Below are 19,575 nucleotides of genomic sequence, written 5' to 3' on the forward strand. Positions count from 1 at the left end.
CAGACCACCCCAGCCCGAACGCCACCTCCAACGAAGGAGCCACCATGGCACTGCGCACCACCATCACCACCACCGGCCTCCTCGGGGCGACGGCGGTCCTCGCCGCATTCGCCCTGACCGGATGCTCCGGCTTCGGCACCGCTGCCGCGGGCGGCGCCGCCGCGGGCGGCCCCGACGTCCCGATCGGGGACGAGGTCTCGACGACCGCCGACCCCGAGATCGCTGCCCTGCTGCCCGCGGCGATCGTGGAGAAGGGCCACCTCGACATCGCGGTCGACATCCCGTTCCCCCCGATGGCGATGTACGACGACACGAACCGCGAGGTCGGGTTCGACCCGGAGCTCGCGCGCCTCATCGGGCAGAAGCTCGACATCGACGTCTCGATCAACAAGCAGGCGTTCGACTCGGTGATCCCGTCGCTCCAGGCCGGCAAGAACGACCTCATCATGAGCGGCATGAACGACACGCCGGAGCGGCAGGAGACGCTGAACTTCGTCGACTACACGCACGGCGGCTTCGCGATCGTCGTGAAGGCCGGCAACCCGGCCGGCATCACCACCCAGGCCGACCTCTGCGGCGCGACCGTCGCGGTGCAGAAGGCGACCGTGCAGGGCGAACTGCTCCGAGCCATGGACTGCGGGTCGTCCCCGGTCACCGTGACGGAGCTCCCCTCGGACCTCGACGCGCAGACCGCGCTCCGCGCCGGCAAGGCCGACGCGTACGTCTCCGATGCGGTCGTCGCCGAGTACGCCGCAGCCACCACGGACGACGGCGACGCCTTCGACGTCGTCCGCGATCCCGAGAACCCCGCCGGGTTCGCACCCGTCTACAGCGGCATCGGCATCCTGAACGACGACGACGAACTCACCGAGGCGATCCGGCAGGCGTTCCAGGCGCTCATCGACGAGGGCGCGTACCAGCAGGTGCTCGACCGCAACAACATCGGCGCATACGCGGTCGAGTCGGCCGAGCTGAACCGGGGGGCGGGATCGTGACGGCCCTTCGCCAGGCGTCACCCGTCGCGGGGTCGGCGACCGACGACGACGTCGTCGCCATTCCGCTCCGCCGACCGTGGCGGTGGGTCGGGGCCGTCGCGGTCCTCCTGCTCGCGGGTGCGTTCGCGGCATCCGTCGCCACCAACCCGAACCTCGACTTCGACGCGATCGGCGCGTTCCTCGTCGACCCCCGCATCCTCGAGGGCGTCGGCCTGACGCTGCTCATCACGTTCATCTCGATGGTCGTCTCGACGTTCCTCGCGATCGTGATCGCGGCGATGCGGCTCTCGCCGAACCCGGTGCTCTCGTCGGTCGCCTGGTTCTACGTCTGGGCGTTCCGCGGCACGCCGCTGCTCGTGCAGATCGTGCTGTGGGGGTACCTCGGCCTGCTGTACGACCGCATCACGATCGGCATCCCGTTCACCGACATCGTGTTCTGGTCGATCGACACCAACGTGCTGATCAGCGCCTTCACCGCCGGCCTCCTGGCCCTGACGCTGAACCAGGCCGCCTACTCCTCCGAGATCGTCCGCGCCGGCATGATGTCGGTCGACGAGGGCCAGCGCGAGGCCGCCTACTCGCTGGGCATGTCACCGCTCTTCACGTTCCGTCGCGTGCTGCTCCCGCAGGCGATGCGCGTCATCATCCCGCCGATGGGCAACGAGACGATCTCGATGCTGAAGAACACCTCCCTGCTCTCGGTCATCGCCGTCCTCGAGCTCTACACGCAGGCGAGCGTGATCTCGTCGCAGAACCTGAAGCAGGTCGAGCTGCTCATCGTGGCGAGCCTCTGGTACCTCCTCATGACGAGCGTGCTCTCGATCCCCCAGTACTACCTCGAGCGCCGCTTCGGCCGGGGGGCGAGCCGGACCCTGCCGCCGACCCCGCTGCAGCGGCTGCGTCGAGCCATCGCCGCGCGCCGGCCCGGACCGGATCCGGCGCCCGTGACCAAGGAGGTCGGAGTCGTATGACCATCACCGCTCCCGCGGACGCCGCCGAACGCGCCGTCGCGCGTCCGCTCGTCGAGATCCGCCGCGTTCGCAAGAGCTTCGGCGCACACCAGGTGCTGCGCGACATCTCGCTCGATGTGCCCGAGGGAACCGTCACGGTGCTGCTCGGTCCGTCGGGTTCCGGGAAGTCGACGCTGCTGCGCTGCATCAACCACCTCGAGACCATCGACGGTGGCCGCATCATCGTCGACGGTGAACTCATCGGCTACCGCCAGACGGGGCACACCACGCACGAGATGACGCCGCGGCAGATCGCTCGACAGCGTCGCGGCATCGGCATGGTGTTCCAGCGCTTCAACCTCTTCCCGCACATGACGGCACTCGAGAACATCACCGAGGCGCCGACCGGTGTCGCGGGCGTTCCGGTCGCCGCGGCGAAGGCGCGCGGGCTCGAACTGCTCGACCGCGTCGGCCTCGCCGACTTCGCCCGGCATTACCCGGCCCAGCTCTCCGGTGGGCAGCAGCAGCGCGTCGCGATCGCACGAGCGCTCGCGATGAGCCCCAAGCTGATGCTGTTCGACGAGCCGACCTCGGCACTCGACCCCGAACTCGTCGGAGACGTGCTCGACGTGATGCGCGAGCTCGCGCGCGAGGGCATGACGATGATCGTCGTGACGCACGAGATCGGCTTCGCGCGCGGCGTGGCCGACCAGGTCGTCTTCATGGACGGCGGAGTCGTGGTCGAGTCCGGCACGGCGTCGGCGGTCATCGATGCGCCGCAGCGGCAGCGGACGCGGGACTTCCTCGAGAGCGTGCGGTAGGGGTCGCACGCCGGGATCGAGGGGGCGAGCGGATGCCGCGGGGAGGGGAACCCCGCGGCATCCGTGTTTCAGACCGGCAGCGGCCGGTCGTCGACGATCGTCTTCATCACGAGCGTGGACTCGACGCGCCGCACGCCCGGCAGCGCCGAGAGCCGCTCATCCCACAGGCGCTGGTAGGCGGGCAGGTCGGGCACGGCGACGCGCAGCAGGTAGTCGGGGTCGCCGAAGAGCCGCAGCGCCTGGATGACCTCGGGGATCTCGGCGACGGCCTCGTCGAACGCGGGAACGGTCGCCCGGTTCGCCTGGTCCATCGTGACGAACACGAGCGCGCCGAACCCCATGCCGACCGCGTCGGGGTCGATGACGGCTCGGTACCCGGTGATCGCCCCGGATGCCTCGAGCGCGCGCAGGCGGCGGTGCGTCGGCGACATGCTGAGCTGCACGCGCTCGGCGAGCTCGGTGAGGCTCAGTCGGCCGTCGTGCTGCAGTTCGGCAAGGATTCTCCGATCGATGGCATCCATGCAGTGGATTCTTCCACGAGCGCGGCGCACCGGGGTGGAATTGGGCAGCGGCTTCCACGCGTTCCTGCCTAGGTTCGTTCCCATGGACGTGCAACTGCTCATCGCGTGCTCGGTGATGATGACCCTGATGGTGATCCTGCCCGGGCCCGACTGGGCCTTCCTCATCGCGGCGGGCACTCGGGAGCGCACCATCCTGCCGTCGCTCGCGGGGATCCTCCTCGGCTACCTCGCGACCGTGGCGGCGGTCGCGATCGGCGTCGGCGCCGCGGTGGCGGCGGTGCCGTGGATCATCGTCGGGCTGACGTTCGCGGCGGCGATCTACCTCACCTACCTAGGGGTGCGCGTGCTGCGCGAGCCGCCGGTCGTGGCCGCCGTGGCGGGCGGTTCGGGCGGCGCCCCCGTCGCAACATCCGCTCGCCCCTGGCTGCGCCTGCTGCAGGGCGCGGGCGTCTCAGGGCTCAACCCGAAGGGGCTCCTGGTGCTCGTCGTGCTCCTGCCCCAGTTCACGGATGCCGCGGGCAGCTGGCCGATCCCGGTGCAGCTCGCGGTGCTCGGCCTCATCTTCGTCGCGGCGTGCGCGGCCGTGTACACGGTCGTCGGGTACGGCTCGCGGACGGTCCTGCGGCTGCGTCCCTCGGCGATGCGGATCGTGTCGCGCGTGTCGGGTGCGGCGATGATCGTGCTCGCGGCGGTGCTCGTGGTCGAGCAGGTGGTGCACCTCACCCGAGGCTGAAGCCGCCGTCGCTCGTGATGACCTGCCCGGTGACCCACGCCCCGCCCGGCGTGGCGAGCCATCCGATGAGGTTCGCGACGTCCTCCGGTCGGCCGACCCTGCCGAACGGCGTCGTCGCGAGGTGCGCCTCGAGCTCGTCGAGCGGGCGGTCGGTCGTCTCGGGGTCGAGGTAGCCCGTGTTCACCGGCCCGGGGTCGATCGTGTTGAGCAGGATGCCGAGCTCGAGCAGCTCGGCGGCGACGGTCGCGGTGACGCCGGCCAGTGCCGCCTTGCTCGTCGCGTACGCGACCTCCCCGCGCATCGGGCCGTGCACCTGGCCGGAGGTCATCCAGAACACGCGGCCCTGCGGTTCGGCGAAGGGCGTGTCGCGTCGGATGCGTTCGCCGGGGCGGAGCGGCGCGGCATCCGACCGGGGTCGCTTCGAGCGCGCGAAGGCGGCGGTGAGGAGCAGCGTCGACCGTGCGTTGACGTCCCAGAACGCGTCGAGGGCCTCGGGCGTCATGTCGAGGATGCCGCCGTCGCCGCCGCTCTTCGCATGGTTGCAGACGAGGAGGTCGAGCTCGCCGGTGAGCACGCGCGCGGCCTCGACGACCGGTTCGACCTGCGCGGCGTCGGCGAGGTCGGCGCCGATGTCGCCCATCCGGGCGCCGGGCGCGAGCGACGAGTGGATGCCGCCGCGGACCGCATCGAGGTCGTCGGCGCCCCACGGCTGGTCGAGGTCGTGCGGGCGGTGATGGTGGATGACGACGTTCGCGCCGAGCTCGGCGAACCGGGTCGCGACGGCGTAGCCGATCCCGCGACGTCGGGAGACGCCGGTGACGAGGGCCGTGCGGCCGGCGAGGGGGAGGGGTGCATGCATGGGCGAGCCTTTCGCTGCGCGCGGAGCGCGCTGGGGAATCAGGGAACGAGCGGAGCGGCTCACCGGCATTGCATGGCGACACGGTAGCGCATGGGCCGACGTGGTGCGAGGGGATGGCCTGCTGCCGACGAGCCCGTACCCTGTCCGAGTGGATGCCTGCGCCGCGCTCGCCGACTCGATCGAACGCCTCGCCGAGCGCGGCTACGCGAACCGGCGGTTCCTCAAGGAACTCGGGCGTGCTGCCGGAGTGGGTCGCGGTCCGCGGTGGCTGTTCGACGCGGCATCCGGCGGCGCCAATCGCCTGCGCGGGCGCGGCTTCCGCCGGCACGTCGACGACCGCACCGACGGGCAGGCGCGCCACTTCGCCGGGACGGTCGCCGTCGCCGCCCGCGTCGGCGGACCGGTGACGCGGTGGCTCACGACCGTGGTGCTGCGCGATCCGCCGAGCACGCCCGACGGGAGGCTCAGCGATGAGGCGATCGAGTTCGCGCGGCTCGTCCGGTCGGGCGAGCTCGCCCAGGCGGATGCCGCGGGGTGGGTGCGCGACCGGCTCTGCCACGCGGCGTAGCCGACGGCGCGGAGGGTGGGCGTAGCCTGCAGCCATGGGCGACTCGAACGCCGGCGACCGGGTGCACGAGAAGTACGACGTGAAGCGCGCGCATCGCGAGCTGTACGCGCCGTCGGCGAAGGACTTCGTGCTCGTCGACGTGCCGCCGATGCAGTATCTCGCGGTCGACGGGCACGGCGACCCGAACACGACGCCCGCCTACGCCGAGGCGGTCGAGGCGCTGTTCGGGGTCGCGTACGCGGTGAAGTTCGCGAGCAGGAGAACGGTCGGTCGCGACTTCGCGGTGGCGCCGCTCGAGGGCCTCTGGTGGGCGGACGACCCCGGCGCGTTCGCGGCGAACGACCGCACCGCCTGGAACTGGACGATGCTCATCGCGCAGCCCGACTGGATCGACGAGGCCGCCGTCGGTGCCGCAGTCGACGCGACGCGTGCGAAGGGTCGAGGCTCGCCGTCGATCAACGCGCTCCGCCTCACGCGCGTCACGGAGGGGCGGTCCGCACAGATCATGCACCTCGGTCCGTTCGCGGATGAGGCTCCCACGCTCGCTCGCCTGCATCACGAATGGATGCCGCAGCACGGCCTCGCCTTCAACGGACCGCATCACGAGATCTACCTCAGCGATCCACGGCGCACCGCGCCGGAGAAGCTGCGGACGGTGCTGCGCCAACCGGTGCGGAAGGCCTGACGGGCGGGTCTCCGCCCGGTGCCAGGTCAGGCCTCCGTCACGTCGATCAGCACCTTCCCGACCGTGCCCGCCTCGACCGCGTCGTGCGCCTCGCCGGCGCGGTCGAGCGGGAAGCGGGTGAGTGGCAGCCCGGCACCTTCGCCGACGGGCAGGGCGCCGTCCTCGAGGGCCCGCGTGATGTCCTCCGCTGCGGCGGCGAGCGCCGCGTCGCCGACGGTGTAGAGCAGGAGGAACTGGTAGCGGGCGTTCAGCGAGAAGTGGTGGCGCACGTCGAGGGTCATCTCGGCGCCGCCGTCGGTCGCGTACACGGAGATCGAGCCGTGGTTCGCGATGACCTTCGCATTCAGGGCGGCGTTGCGGGCGGGGGAGACCTCGACGACCTGGTCGACACCGTCGGGGGCGATGTCGCGGATGGCTGCGGCCGCGTCGTCCGTCCGGTAGTTCACGACGTGGTGGGCGCCCGCGGCCGTCGCGAGGGCGGCCTTCTCGGGGGAGCTGACCGTGGTGATGACGCGGGCGCCCGCCCAGCGTGCGAGCTGGATGGCGGCGTGCCCGACCGCGCCGGCGCCGCCTGCGACGAGCACGGTGCGGCCGTCGAGCGCGCCCGGTCCCAGCCGGGACGGGCCGCCCTCGTGCACGGTGAGGGCGCGGTGGGCGGTCATGGCGGGAACGCCGAGGGATGCGCCGAGCTCGAAGCCCGCGGCATCCGGAAGGCGCACGACTCGGCTCGCGGGGACCACCGTGAACTCCTGCGCGGTCCCCGTCGGCCGCTCGTGCGCGGCGAGGAAGATCCAGACCCGGTCGCCGACCGCGTACCCGGTCACCCCGTCGCCGACCCCATCGACGACGCCGGCGCCGTCCTGGTTCGGCACGACCTCGGGAAAGGGCGTGGCCGCGCCGGGCGCTGCGCCGATGCCGATGCGCGCCTTCCAGTCGGTGGGGTTCACGCCCGAGACCACGACGCGCACGCGCACCTCGCCCGCGCCGGGTTCGGGGAGGTCGCGCTCGACGAGCTCGAGGACGGAGGACGGGCCGGTCGTGGAGTACGCGATCGCTCTCATGCAATGGGCAACGCGTCGGGGGGCGCGGATCTTCCGCCAGGGGTCCCCGGCCGACGAAACGGTGGAACATCGTCCGCTCGAGGAGTACCGTCGAAGGTGGAGTTCGCGGGCCGAGCGCAGGGGCCGCGACAGACGCTCGGCAGCCGCGCCCGTTCGGGGGGACGGTGCGAGATGACTGACGTCGACGACGCTTCGACCAGGGACGGCAGGCTCGACGCGCGACTCCTCCGCCCACGAGACCTGATCGACCTGCAGCTGATCGCACTGGGCTGCACGATCGGGCCGGGCGATCACGGGACGGAGCTCGTGGCGGGCCCTGACGCATCCCTCCTCGTCGTCTTCCCGCCGCAGCACATCGGCGAGGAGGTCTGGCAGGCCGGCGCGCCACCGCCCCCGCCTCAGGTGCCGCCGCGCCCGTCGCGCCATGTCGCGGCCGGACCGTCGCGCCTGGTCTACGCGTTGCCCGAGGGGACGCGGATCCCGTACGACGTCGAGGGGGTGCTGGCCGCACTGCCGTCCCTGGTGCTGCGCGTGTCGCCGAACGCCACGCCCAGCGGCGAGCCGCCGGTCGATGGGCGCGACGCCGAGCCGCCCTCGAGACTCGAGACCGCGATCGAAGCGCCGTACCACCTGATCGTCTCCCCGAGCGCCCGGGGCGCATTCCGACATGCCGAGCGCCCGGTCGGGCCGCCGGGTCGTGCCGAGCTGTGGCGCACTCACCTCACGGTCCGCACCGAGGAGGGCCTCGACGACGAGGATGACGGTCAGCGGATCGTTCGCGGGCTGTGGACGAGGGATCACGAGGTCGCCCCGCCCAACTTCGAGCAACCGCTTGTGGCGTCGGACCGTGAGGCGATCGTCGACCAGACGCACGGTGGCGACGCCACGAACGCGGACACCCCGCTGGAGGTGCGACGTCTCAGCCTGTCGAGCCTCGGCGCATGGTTCGATTGGCGGCAGTCGTGGGAGTTCCCGGCGAACATCGTCGACTACCGCCATCAGGCCTACATGGGCCGCGACGGCTACGTCCGCGTCGTCTACCCGGGCTTCCTCTTCCCGTTCGGGCATCGGTGCTACCTCGTCAAGCTCAGCGAACGCGACATCAAGCACCCCGACCAGCCCGTCGCCTACCTCTGGCAGCGACACTTCCTGATCGTCCGCCAGCCGACGCGCACCTATCCCGACGACGAGCGTGACAACCCGTTCCGACAGGTGACCGTCGCCCCGCTGATCAGCCCGGACATCGACCGGCCGCCCGACGGTCTCATCCCGTTCGTCCCGAGTCGGAATGGGATTCCGTTCCGGTTCGCCCTCACGACGATCGACCGGGGCGGCGAGACGCGGAGCTGGTCGGCGCCGCTCGTCTTCGTCCGTGCCGGCAAGGACGGCGAGGAGGTGTTCGTCCACCACCCGGAGCAGGCGGCCGGGCAGTACTTCCCGGTGCGCAAGATCAGTGGACACGGCCAGACTCTCGCCGTCGCCCCACCGGTGAACCGCGGCGACACCTCGATCGAGGTCGTGCACCTCGTCTTCGAGGGCGAGATCGATACGAAGAACGTGACCTCGCGGCCCCACCTCGCCGAGGCTCGCGCGGTGGTCCCGTCGATGCGCCACCTCTCGCCGCAGGCGCCGGCGGTCGACCTCCGCTATGCCGTGCCGTACACGACGCTCGGGCTCCCCGCGCGCGACCGCGACGCGGATCCGGTCGCCGGGGTGCCCAACGCGGGCGAGATGATCCTCGCAGTGACGAGTTCGGCGCCGGCCGTCGACTTCTCGAGCGGTTCGGACCGGGCGGGCGGCTTCGTCGCTCCGAACCTCTCCGTCAAGGGGCTCTCCCGCGCGCTCGGTGCCGTGGGCGTCAGCGGCGACACGCCGTCGCCCTTCGACGCGGGGAAGTTCGATCCCTCGACCTACCTCGCTGGCGCGCTGCCGAGGCTCTTCGGCCTGTTCGACCTGGTGGAGCTCCTCGAGCAGGGCGCCGGCCTCGACCGGGCGCCGAAGTTCGTCGCCGACGCCCTGCAGCCGATCACGAAGCTGCTGGCCGAGGCGCAGCGCCTCCGGCAGGGACTGCTCGATGCGCGAGCCAGACTCGTCGACGAGGTCGCGAACGGCGCACACGACGGCGCCAAGGCCGTCGCACAGCACGCGCTCGACGAGTTCGACGCGCGGACCGGCACCATCGGCGGGCGCCTCGACGTTCTCGTGACCGCCGTGAAGGGATTGCCGGCGACTGAGGCCGACCTCCGAGCCAGGGCCACGGAGCTCCTCGGCGAGCTCCCTGCCGCCCGCGACGCCGTCGCCGCACCCGGCGTGCCCGCCGCGGTGCGATCGGCGATCGCGAAGCCGGTGGCGGCGCTCACCAAGCTGGCCGCCCTCGCGACGACCGCGGCGGAGTTCAAGCGGATGCTCGACGGCGTCGCCGGAGCACAGGTCTCCGCGCGGCTCGACTGGCGTCCCCGGATCCGATCGTGGGGGCTGCCCGGCATCCCCGGCATCTTCGTGCCCGACGATCCGGAGAACCTGCGGATCGACGTGGAGGTGCGCGCCTCCGCGAGTGCATCCCCCGCCGTCGACGTCCTGGCGGAACTCGTCGACTTCGACCTCAACCTCGTCGGCGACGCCGCGACGGCCCTCATGGAGCTGAGGTTCCGGCGCGTCGCGTTCCACGCCGGCTCGACCGGGAAGCCCGAGGTCGACGTCGTGTTCGGTGGCATCGGATTCCTCGGGCCGCTCTCCTTCGTCGACCGGCTCCGCGAGATCATCCCGTTCGACGGGTTCTCGGACCCGCCCTACACGGATGTCTCGCCGGAGGGCGTCGTCGCCGGATTCGACCTCGCGCTTCCGAACGTCGCCGTCGGTGCGTTCAGTCTCGAGAACATCGCGCTCGGCGCTGACGCCCGCGTGCCGTTCCTCGGCGACGCCATGACCGTCGGCTTCCACTTCTGCTCGAAGGAGTCCCCGTTCCGCCTCACCGTGATGTGCATCGGCGGCGGCGGGTGGCTCGAGCTGCGTGCCTCACCCAAGGGGCTCGTCGTCCTCGAGCTCGGGCTCGAGGCGTGCGCGGCGCTGTCGGTGGACCTCGGCGTGGCGTCCGGGTCGGTCTCCATCGCGGTCGGCGTGTACCTGCGGCTCGAGGCAGACCGGGGCGTCCTGACGGCGTACTTCCGCATTCGCGGCGAAGTCGACGTGCTCGGCCTGATCAGCGCGTCGATCACGCTCGAACTCGCGTTGGCCTACGACTTCGACACCGGCAAGCTGATCGGCCGTGCGTCGCTCACGATCGAGGTCGAGGTGCTCTTCTTCTCCGCGTCCGTCGAGATCACGGTCGAGCGGCGGCTCGCCGGCTCGAAGGGCGACCCGACGATGTCCCAGGTCATGCCGCCGGACGGGACCGGAATGAACGACGACTGGGCGGAATACTGCGGCGCGTTCGCACCGCTTCCGACGTGATGGAGGACATCGGATGAGCACGACGACCGTCATGGCGACCGCGCTGCCGTACTCGCTCGCGGACGATGCGCGCTTCCACCTCACGGTGTTCATCACCCACAAGCTCGTCGACGGCGGGCCGGGCGCCACCCTCGCCGACTTCCCCGCGGCGGCAGACTGGATCGGCACGCTCGGGGACGCGACCTTCGGACTGGTCTCCTCCCTCGACCCGGGGACCGCGCTCCCGCTGCGGGTCGTCTCCGATCCCGCTCCGGACGCCGCTTCGTGGGCCGCGGTCCTCCCGCCGTCGACGACGGTCGAGGACTTCCCGGCACCGACGCCGACCGACGAGGCGTGGCGCACGACGCCGGCGAGCCGGATGAGCGACCACGCCGTCGACCTGCACCTCGCCGCCATCGGGGCGGCCCCGACCCGCAGGCCGGGTGTCGCAGGCGACCCGATCGCCGGCGGCATCCTGACCACGCTCGCCGACCTCGATCCTCGCGGGCCGCTCCGGCGGCTCCTCGAGGACGCTCCGCGCCGTGCGCGTCGCTCGCTCGGCCTCGCCGCGCGACGATTGCAGGATGCGCTCGCGACGATCGGTCCGCTCGTCGAATCCGACGAACTCGACCCCGAACGCGGTCACGGCGGCGAGATCGAGCCGCCGCCGCCGTACCAGTCGGAGATCGCCGACCAGCCGTCCCCGATCCAGGTGCTCCTCGACGACCCCGACGCCGACGCGCGCACGACGCGGGTGCTCGACGCACTGGGACGGAACCGGCCGCAGGACCCGCAGCTGCGCATGATCGCCGACGCCCATGCGACGCGCCGCTACTACGAGCGACCCGAGCAGCCGCAGCAGGCGCCGCGACGGGAGCCCGATCCGGATGCGACGCCGACGCCGCGGCCCGATCGGCCCGAGCACGACTTCCACGCCAGGGTCGCCTCGTTCGGCTCGACGCCGGCGCTGCTCCGCCGGCTCGGCCTCGCGGTCGACGTGGTCCTGGACGGCATGGACGCCGCGGCCGCTCGGGCCGCGCTCGCCGGGGCGACCTGGGTGAGCGTCGCCATGACATCGCGCGCCCGCGACGTGCGCGTGCTCCGCCCGAGGCGCACGTCGGTCGTGGTCGACGGTCCGGTGTTCGCCGCGCAGTCCAGCAGCGCCTGGGTGGGCGGTGCACTGCCGCTGGGCGATGACGAGTGGGTCGTGCTCGACCTCGATCCCGACGCGTCCGGACTGAAGCTCGACCAGCACGCACGGGACCTTCCCCGCCGCTACGCGAGCGAGGCGAACGGGGATGCGGCGACGTCCGCGCCCGGCACCCTCCAGTCCTCCGGGTTCGCGATCGCACGACGCGAGCGCGCCGCCGACCTGCGGGCGCGGGTGCAGCGGGCGGAGCAACTCGGCGCCGACCCCTCCCGCGACCTGCTGCTCGACGACCTCACCCGCGGCATCCGCGTCGAGGTGTGGGATGACGTCACGCGGCAGTGGCACAGCCTTCACCGGCGACGGGTCACGGTGACGGGCGAGGGGCAGCCGCGGGTGCCGGTGCTCACGGATCAGCCCGACGTCGGCTTCCTGCAGTCGTCGGCCCTGAACCGGCCCCCCGGGGGGACCGGCGACTACTACGTGCACGAGGTGGTCGCGGGCTGGGACGGGTGGAGCCTCGCCGCGCCCAGGCCGGGCAGGGTGATCGTCCATGTCGAGCCGGGCGATCCGGACGAGCCGACCGAGATCGTGGTCGACGAACCCCCCGACGAACCCATCGCGGGCGCGCACACGACCTCGCGTGTCGAGCCCGCCTCGTTACCGCGGCTGCGGTACGGCACCAGCTACAGCTTCCGCGTCCTGGCGGTCGACCTGGCCGGGAATTCGGTTCCGCACGTGCCCGAGCGGCGACGCCGTCGCGTCCTGCCGGACGGGCCGGCCGTCGCGAACGCCCGGGCGCACCTCGACCGCCTGCGCGAGTCGTATCGGGAGCGCGACCTCGGCGGGATCGCGTCCGCACGGCGGACCGAGACGATAGATCACCTGCGGGCGCCAGCTCGCGAGTCCGGCGAGCTTCCCCCCGAGCTCCGCTCGGGCGACGCTCGGATCGACGCGACCCTCGTCGACCTGATCGCTCGGGCGGCCGAGGACGACGTGCCGCCGGCTGACGCGCAGCGCAAGTTCGACGAGGTCGACTCCGCGGCACGGGTGCTCGCCGAGGCGACGGACACGCCCCGCATCCGTCCGCAGCTGCGCATCGACGACGACCTCCTCGCCCTGCTGAACCGCAATGACGACCTGCTCCTTCCCGAGGAGCTCCGTCGGCCCGCGCGCTCCGTCGTCACGACGCCGCGTCCCTACCTCAGGTGGGATCCGGTCCTGCCCCCGACCTTCGTCGCTCGCCACGAGCTCGGAACCGGTGAACAGCTCGCGAACCTCGTCGTCCGCAGCGGAGCGCCGCAGGGGATCGACGCACGTGACACGTCCGAGCGCCACGTCGCCCCACCGAAGGCGACCCAGCTCGAGGCGGAGACCGCCGGGCGCTTCGATGCGGCGATCGGCACCGGGGATGGGGCCGAGATCCGGCGCCTCTTCGCGATCGCGCTCGCGGAGCGGGGCACCTTCCTCGACGAGTTCCGACCGAGCCTCGCGAACGCGAACGCGACGCTGCACCAGGACGGCATCGCGCTCCTCGATCGGCCCGGAGCGGACACCGGATCGGACCACCGCGCCACGCTCGCGGAGATCTCGGCCGACCGCGGCCGGCCCATCGGCGAGGGGCAGTACGTCGTGCACGACATCGACGCGCTCGCGCTGCCGTACCTGCCCGACCCCTTCGCCACAGGGGTCTCGCTCGTGTTCTTCGAGGCGGGCGCCCCGCACCGCCTTTCCGAACCCCGCGCACTGCAGACGGTCACCGTGCCGTTCCCCGGCACGTGGCCCTCGCTGCAGCCGCTGCGTCTCGTGGCCGAACGTGGCGACGAACTCGACGCCCGGGCCGAGGGGCACGAGGTCCACGTCACCGTGCCCCCGGGCGAACAGGTGCGGATGGCGATGTCGAGCACGATCGACGTCGGCGCGCTCGAGCAGTTCGGGCTCTGGCGCTCGCATGTGGCGAGCGTCGCCGATCCGGATGACGGGTTCACGAGCGACGAGGTCGTCGCCGCGGCAGCGCTCATGCGTGCGGCGTCGTCGGGCTGGACGTGGTGGCTGACGCCGTCCACCGACGTCCGGATCGTGCACGCGGTCCCCGAGCCGGTCCGGCCGCCCGAGCTCCGCGGCCTCAGCCTGTTCCTGCGTCCCGAGGGGCGTTCGGTGGCCGCGCTCACCGGGCTCGTCTCCGTGCACGGAGCCAGCACGGACCTGCTGGTCGTGCGAGCGTCGTGGACCGACCAGGTGGACGATCCCACCGCGGCATCGCCCGGTTCGGAGCAGAAATCCGATGTGGTGGTGCATTCCCCGGTCGGCGAGGGCGAGCGCACCGGCGTGCTCTTCCTGTTCGACCTCCTCGCGACCGGCCCGCTGGCCGAGGCGCTGGGCGGTGCCGGCCTCCACCGGATGGTGCAGACGTTCGCGGACACGAAGTACCGGCGCGTCACGTACGTGCCGTCCGGAACGACGCGCTTCGCGGAGTACTTCGACCCGTCATCGATCCCCGATTCGCCGACCGAGGGCGAACCGGTGGTGCTCGACATCCCGTCGTCGGCACGTCCCGGGGCCCCCGTCGTGCTCGACGCCGTCCCGCTGCTGCGATGGGAGGCGCGCAGCGAGCCGAACGAGCCCTTCGCGTGGCGTCAGGTCCGCCGTTCCGGCGTCCGGCTCTGGCTGGCGCGACCCTGGTACTCCTCGGGCGACGGGGAGCTCCTGGGTGTCCTGGTGTTCGACCCGGACGAGTGGGTGCCGACCCAGAACCCGAACGCGCCGTGGACGCGTCAGCGGAAGGCCGAGCAGGCGCCCACCGGAGCGACGAGCACGTGGGCGGCGGACCCGATCGTCCAGCATGGCGGCTCGACGTCCAACGCCACAGTCCCGCCGCTGCTCGGGGTGGAGCACCTGCTGCTCGACACGCTGGAGTCGGCCGCCGCGGAGGGCCTGAAGATCAGCCCGCCGCTGGGCGGCGAGGTCCCGGGCGGGCGCGATCGCGCCTGGCCCGATGCGGCGGGCAACCCGGTCGCGGTCGCGGACGCCGTCCCCTTGCGCGATGTCCGTGATCATCCGTCGGTGCGGGTGCTCGGCTATCGGCCTGAGTTCGATGCGGCCTCGAGGCGGTGGTTCGTCGATGTCGCGCTGGAGGAGGCGCCGGCCCTGTGGCCGTTCATCCGGCTGGCAGTCGCGCGGTACCAGCCCAACTCGATCCCGAACTGCGAGCTCTCACCCGTCGAGCTCACGGACTGGGTGCAGCCGCTGCCGTCGCGGATCCTCACCGTGAGCCGGACGGACGCCGGTCGGGTGCAGGTGACGCTCACGGGCGTCGTCGACTGGCTCCGTTGGAATCCGGCGGCGACCCCGAGGCTCGGCGGCGATCAGCTGGGTGCGGACACGCCGACGGGCGCGGGCGCCGACCGTGCGGCCCGGTTGCAGCAGTCCCGGACCGTCCGGGCGACGCTCCAATTCCGTGCCCCTGAGGCGACCGATCTCGAATGGGAGGATGCGGCGAGCGCCCTGCTGCTTGCCGTGAGCGTCGAGGAGTCGGGGGGCTTCCGCGCGACATGGAGCGGCTCGGTCGTCGTCCCGGAGACCTCGGTGGATCGCCATGGCGGGGTCGTGCCGCCGCCTGCGATGCGTCGGCCCGGAGTCGAGCGGTCGTCCTGGCGGGTCCTGGTGGAGGAGCACGAGATCCTCGACGCCGATCCGGCGCATCCGGGCGATCGTGCGCGCACCGTGCCCCGGCTCGTCTACGTCGACGCCGTGTCGCTGTAGCGTCCGCCGTCGCCGACCGCGTCGACGACGGCAGAGCCGTCCTGGTTCGGCACGACCTCGGCGAACGGCGCGCCCCGTCCGGGCGCCGCGCCGGGCTCGGGGAGGTCGCGCTCGACGAGCCCGAGGACGGAGCACGGGCCAGCACCGAGGCATCCGTCCGCCCCCGGCGGTACGCTCGCGGCATCGAGCCCGGATCGGACCGGATCCGGGCCGATCTGGACGGTGATCACCGGTGACGAATCCGAACGCACGCACGTACCTCTTCGCGCTGACCGACGCGGGCGGCACGGTGCCGCCCGAGGTCGGCGTCGTGCGTCGGGTCGTCGATCGCGGGCACCGGGTGACGGTGCTCGCCGACGAGACGATGGCGGCCGATGTCGAGAGCGCCGGCGCTGCGGTCCGGATCTGGCGGCGACCGTTCGAGGAGTTCCGCGACTGGGAGCTGCGCACGCCCGTCGCGCTGGCCCGAGGCATGGCCGAGCACATGCTCGTCGGACCGGCCGCCCAGCAGCTCGACGACGCGGCCGTCGCGATCGACGAGGTCCGGCCCGACCTCGTGGTGACCTCGGGTTTCGCGCTCGGCGGGATGATCGCGGCCGAGTCGCGCGGCGTGCCGTTCGACCTCCTCATGCCGAACGTCTACGTACTGCCCGCCGACGGAATGCCGCCGTTCGGCGCAGGCCTCGCGCCCGCGCGCGGCCCGCTCGGACGTGCTCGCGACCGTGCGATGCGAGCGGGATCCGCTCGCCTCATCGACCGGTACACGCTGCCGGAGCTCAACGAGCTCCGGGATCGTGCCGGACTCGAGCCGATCGCGACGCTCTGGGCGCAGATGCAGCGCGCGCGGATGCAGCTCATCCTCACCTCGGCGGCCTTCGACTTCCCCGCGAGCCTGCCCGACAACGCGCGCTACGTCGGGCCGATCCTCGACGACCCCGAATGGGCGGATGCCGCGCGGTGGGCGCCGCCCGACGGCGACGGGCCACTCGTGCTCGTCGCGATGTCGTCGACCTTCCAGGACCACGTCGCCTGCCTGCAGCGCATCGCCGACGCGTTGGGCGAGCTGCCCGTGCGCGGATTCGTGACGACCGGTCCGGCCGTCGAGCCGGGCGCGATCAGTGCGCCGTCGAACGTCACGGTCGTGGCATCCGCCCCGCACAGCGAGGTGCTGCCGCGCGCCGACCTCGTCGTCACGCACGGTGGCCACGGCACGGTCATCAAGGCGCTCGCCGCGGGGCGGCCGCTCGTGATCCTGCACCACGGACGCGACCAGGCCGACAACGCGGTGCGCGTGACCCGGCGGGGAGCCGGGGTCGCCGTCCCGCGCACCGCGTCGAGCGCGCGCATCGCGCGGGCCGTCGCGGAGGTGCTCGGGGATGCGAGCTATCGCGAGGCGGCGGCGGCGTTGGGGCGCGCGATCGTGCGGGATGTCGCGGAGTCGCCGCTGCTCGAGGAGCTCGAGCGGGTGCCGGCGCGGCGGGAGTAGTCTCCAAGCGTGGCCCCGACACCCGTGCCCGGTGCGGCCGTGACGCAGTTCGCGGTGCTCGACGCGCTGCTCGCGGGCGCCTACGAGTCCGGGCTCCTGGTGGGCGAGGCGTGCGCGGTAGGGGACTTCGGGCTCGGCTGCGTCGAGCAGCTGGGCGGCGAGGTCGTCATCCTCGACGCGGCGGCGATCGAGTGCACGCTCGACGGACCGCCCGCGGTGATGCGCAGCGACGAGACCCTGCCGTTCGCGATCGTCTGCCGATTCCCGGACGTCCCGGCGAGCGAGGTGCACGACCGCGACATGGCCGGCTTCGCGGCATCCGTCGACGAGGCGCTGACGAGCCGGAACCTCTTCCACGCCGTCCGCTTCGACGGGGTGCTGTCGGAGGTCCGCGTGCGCGTCACGCCGCGCCAGCGGCATCCGCTGCCGCCCCTCGCCGAGGTGACGGAGCAGCAGGTCGAGACGGTGGCGCGCGGCATCCGCGGCACGCTCGTCGGGTTCTGGACGCCCGCGATCTACCAGGGCATCGCGGTCGCCGGTCTCCACCTGCACTTCCTCAGCGACGACCGGCGCCTCGGCGGGCACGTGCTCGACCTCGCCGTCGAGGCCGGCGAGCTCCGCGTCGCGGCGTTCGCGCGCTTCGACCTGCACCTGCCGACCGACGAGCTGTTCCTCCGCACCGAGCTCACGCACGCCGAGGACCACCGCATCGTCGCCGTCGAGCGCGGCGGCGCGGCGTCATGATCGCGCGAGCACGCTGACGCCGTGGTCGAGATCTCGGATGACGACTTCGAGCGGATGCTCGGCGAGGTGTTCGACGCGCTCCCCGACGACATGGTCCGCGGCCTCGAGAACGTCGCGATCTCGTTCGAGGACCAGCCGATCGCGCAGCGCCCGCGGCTCTTCGGCCAGTACCGCGGCCACCCGATCACGACGCGCGGCGTCTACGGCTTCGGCGAACTGCCCGACCGCATCACGCTCTACAAGAACAACCTCGAGGAGCACAGCGCCGACCTCGACGCACTCCGCGCGCGGATCCGCATCACGCTCGTCCACGAGATCGGGCACTACTTCGGGCTCGGCGACGCGAAGCTGCGCGAGCTCGGCTGGGCGTAGCGCTGCAGGCTTGCGGTGAGGTCGGCACGGTCGTCTTGACGTTCCCCTTGCGCTTGCTTCGCATGCACTTGTCGCTGAGTTGACACCGTGTTCACGGGCGAGGGAGTCGACTGCGATCGTCCGGTACACGCCGGGCGTGATCGGGTGCCCATCGCCTCGGGCCGGAGTCCGCCGCGTGACGCCCCTGAATGAGGAGTGGTAATGGCTATGAAGGAACGCGCGCCGCGACGCACGCCGTCGCAGTCGGCAGAGTCCGAGACGCGGGATGCCGGCCCCGACACCTTCGACGCGGCGGTCGAATTCGACGTCTCGATATCGGAGGACGGGTCGGCGTCGGCGTCGGCGCCGGTGGGGGAGGAGGACGCGCTGGTGGACGATTCCGACGCGGGCATCGAGTCGTTCACCGAGCAGGAGTACCGCGGGTGGTTCTCCTCCATCAAGAAGGCGGCGACCGGGATCGTCAAGAAGGTGTCGGGGGCTGTCAAGGACAATGCGAAGGACATCCTCAAGGCGGGCCTCCCGTTCGCCGGCTCGGCCATCGGCGGATTCTTCGGCGGCCCAGCCGGAGCCGCCATCGGCGGCAAGGCGGGGTCGATCGCGGGCGGGGTCGTCCGCGAGGTGCCCGAGACGGTCGAGCAGGCCCGCGAGCGCGCGCTGCGCACGATCGACGAGCTCGAGACGCAGGCCGCACAGCTCGATGCGATCGCGGATCAGGTGCTGGACCAAACGCTGCCGGTCGTGATCGACGAAATCGCGCGCGACTTCGCCGAACGTGGGGCACGAGGTGAAGGTGGTCCGGCCGACGACGAGGTCATGGAGCGATTCTGGGGCAAGGCGTTCGGCAAGATCGCCGGGGCCATCGCCGACGAGTTGCCGTGGGCGATCAAGAAGGTGACGCAGTACCTGAGCGACAGCGGTAGCCGCGACACCGAGACGATCGATCCGTTGATGCTCGATCCCGAAGTCGCGCAGCGCTTCTGGGCGCCGGCGTTCAGCACGATCGTCTCCTCGATCCAGTCGATGCTTCCCGATGCGTTCCAGCTCATCGCCGGGCAGTCCCGGGCCTTCCGACCCGGAAGCGGTGAGATTGATTGGCAGCAGCTGGAGACCATTGGCCGCCTGCCCGGCGGTGACGACATCGCCGTGACCGGGTTGACCGCGATCGAGGATCCGACGATGGTCGAGATCGGCCTCACGCTCCCGGAGCACAAGAGCTGGAAGAAGGCGATCGAAGTGCGAGGCGCGGACGACACGGTGCTCGCGTCCGTCGAGGTGGAGGGTTCCACCAAGTCCAGCACGATGCGCATCGGCGTGGACGCCATCAAGGAGGCGCGGCTCGTCTTCGCCAAGGCCGACGGCCTCTACACGCTTCCTGCGAAGTCCATTCCGGACCTCGCCGGGCAGCGCGTCGACTTCTACTGGTACGCGGGTTGATCATGCGA

Annotated in this window: 16 protein-coding genes; 12 read left to right on the forward strand and 4 right to left on the reverse strand. The window is 72.0% G+C overall.

Translation table 11 applies throughout. From position 1 onward, the window contains the following. Positions 1 to 44 precede the first annotated feature (44 nt). From ACFVHK_RS14135 to ACFVHK_RS14145, 3 genes are read left to right on the forward strand one after another with little or no spacing between them, the layout of a single operon-like run. Positions 45 to 995 carry an ABC transporter substrate-binding protein gene (locus ACFVHK_RS14135; RefSeq protein ID WP_376929360.1) on the forward strand — a complete coding sequence of 317 codons (951 nt, stop codon included), beginning with the start codon at positions 45 to 47 and terminating at the stop codon, positions 993 to 995. Continuing rightward, entirely contained in the window at positions 992 to 1,966 is a 975-nt protein-coding gene (locus tag ACFVHK_RS14140; RefSeq protein ID WP_376929361.1) for an amino acid ABC transporter permease, read from the forward strand. The genes ACFVHK_RS14135 and ACFVHK_RS14140 overlap by 4 nt, the downstream gene beginning before the upstream one ends. Next, positions 1,963 to 2,766 (forward strand): amino acid ABC transporter ATP-binding protein, encoded by an 804-nt coding sequence (locus ACFVHK_RS14145; RefSeq protein ID WP_376929362.1) that lies wholly within the window; start codon positions 1,963 to 1,965, stop codon positions 2,764 to 2,766. The genes ACFVHK_RS14140 and ACFVHK_RS14145 overlap by 4 nt, the downstream gene beginning before the upstream one ends. A 68-nt stretch (positions 2,767 to 2,834) precedes the next feature. Here the strand turns inward: ACFVHK_RS14145 and ACFVHK_RS14150 are convergent, their stop codons facing one another. Beyond that, positions 2,835 to 3,287, reverse strand: a complete 453-nt coding sequence (locus ACFVHK_RS14150) for an Lrp/AsnC family transcriptional regulator (RefSeq protein ID WP_376929363.1) — start codon at positions 3,285 to 3,287, stop codon at positions 2,835 to 2,837. Positions 3,288 to 3,369: 82 nt separating this feature from the next. Here ACFVHK_RS14150 and ACFVHK_RS14155 point away from each other — a divergent pair, with 82 nt between their 5' ends. Next, on the forward strand, positions 3,370 to 4,020 hold the full coding sequence (locus tag ACFVHK_RS14155) for a LysE family translocator (protein WP_376929364.1): 651 nt from the start codon (positions 3,370 to 3,372) through the stop codon (positions 4,018 to 4,020). On the opposite strand, the gene ACFVHK_RS14160 is transcribed toward ACFVHK_RS14155, so the two are convergent. Then, complete coding sequence (locus ACFVHK_RS14160; protein ID WP_376929365.1) at positions 4,007 to 4,879, reverse strand: SDR family oxidoreductase; 873 nt, start codon at positions 4,877 to 4,879, stop codon at positions 4,007 to 4,009. The two genes, ACFVHK_RS14155 and ACFVHK_RS14160, sit on opposite strands and share 14 nt — an antisense overlap. Positions 4,880 to 5,027: 148 nt before the next feature. On the opposite strand from ACFVHK_RS14160, the gene ACFVHK_RS14165 reads away from it, so the two are divergent. Together ACFVHK_RS14165 and ACFVHK_RS14170 are read left to right on the forward strand one after the other, a co-directional pair. Further along, positions 5,028 to 5,447 carry a hypothetical protein gene (locus tag ACFVHK_RS14165; RefSeq protein ID WP_376929366.1) on the forward strand — a complete coding sequence of 140 codons (420 nt, stop codon included), beginning with the start codon at positions 5,028 to 5,030 and terminating at the stop codon, positions 5,445 to 5,447. Positions 5,448 to 5,481: 34 nt separating this feature from the next. Beyond that, positions 5,482 to 6,132, forward strand: a complete 651-nt coding sequence (locus ACFVHK_RS14170; protein ID WP_376929367.1) for a GyrI-like domain-containing protein — start codon at positions 5,482 to 5,484, stop codon at positions 6,130 to 6,132. Between the two features lie 26 nt (positions 6,133 to 6,158). Here ACFVHK_RS14170 and ACFVHK_RS14175 read toward each other — a convergent pair whose 3' ends face one another. Next, complete coding sequence (locus ACFVHK_RS14175) at positions 6,159 to 7,193, reverse strand: NADPH:quinone reductase (protein ID WP_376929368.1); 1,035 nt, start codon at positions 7,191 to 7,193, stop codon at positions 6,159 to 6,161. A gap of 171 nt (positions 7,194 to 7,364) precedes the next feature. Between ACFVHK_RS14175 and ACFVHK_RS14180 the strand changes: the two genes are divergently transcribed. Together ACFVHK_RS14180 and ACFVHK_RS14185 are read left to right on the forward strand one after the other, a co-directional pair. Next, positions 7,365 to 10,643: a hypothetical protein gene (locus ACFVHK_RS14180; RefSeq protein WP_376929369.1), complete on the forward strand. Its 3,279-nt coding sequence runs from the start codon at positions 7,365 to 7,367 to the stop codon at positions 10,641 to 10,643. A 13-nt stretch (positions 10,644 to 10,656) separates the two neighbouring features. Beyond that, entirely contained in the window at positions 10,657 to 15,531 is a 4,875-nt protein-coding gene (locus ACFVHK_RS14185; RefSeq protein ID WP_376929370.1) for a hypothetical protein, read from the forward strand. On the opposite strand, the gene ACFVHK_RS14190 is transcribed toward ACFVHK_RS14185, so the two are convergent. Beyond that, positions 15,507 to 15,761: a hypothetical protein gene (locus ACFVHK_RS14190; RefSeq protein WP_376929371.1), complete on the reverse strand. Its 255-nt coding sequence runs from the start codon at positions 15,759 to 15,761 to the stop codon at positions 15,507 to 15,509. The two genes, ACFVHK_RS14185 and ACFVHK_RS14190, sit on opposite strands and share 25 nt — an antisense overlap. A 2-nt stretch (positions 15,762 to 15,763) precedes the next feature. On the opposite strand from ACFVHK_RS14190, the gene ACFVHK_RS14195 reads away from it, so the two are divergent. The 4 genes from ACFVHK_RS14195 to ACFVHK_RS14210 all read left to right on the forward strand — a co-directional run bounded on the left by ACFVHK_RS14195 (position 15,764) and on the right by ACFVHK_RS14210 (position 19,567). Further along, the gene (locus ACFVHK_RS14195; protein ID WP_376929372.1) at positions 15,764 to 17,017 is read left to right on the forward strand and encodes a glycosyltransferase; all 1,254 of its coding nucleotides are present in this window, start codon (positions 15,764 to 15,766) and stop codon (positions 17,015 to 17,017) included. A 9-nt stretch (positions 17,018 to 17,026) separates the two neighbouring features. Further along, entirely contained in the window at positions 17,027 to 17,761 is a 735-nt protein-coding gene (budA, locus tag ACFVHK_RS14200; RefSeq protein WP_376929373.1) for an acetolactate decarboxylase, read from the forward strand. Positions 17,762 to 17,782: 21 nt separating this feature from the next. Further along, positions 17,783 to 18,133 carry a metallopeptidase family protein gene (locus ACFVHK_RS14205; RefSeq protein ID WP_376929374.1) on the forward strand — a complete coding sequence of 117 codons (351 nt, stop codon included), beginning with the start codon at positions 17,783 to 17,785 and terminating at the stop codon, positions 18,131 to 18,133. A 201-nt stretch (positions 18,134 to 18,334) separates the two neighbouring features. Continuing rightward, entirely contained in the window at positions 18,335 to 19,567 is a 1,233-nt protein-coding gene (locus ACFVHK_RS14210; protein ID WP_376929375.1) for a hypothetical protein, read from the forward strand. Positions 19,568 to 19,575 lie beyond the last annotated feature (8 nt).

Origin of the sequence: Agromyces binzhouensis (assembly GCF_042672355.1) — a bacterium.
In the GTDB taxonomy this organism is placed as follows: Bacteria; Actinomycetota; Actinomycetes; order Actinomycetales; family Microbacteriaceae; genus Agromyces; species Agromyces binzhouensis.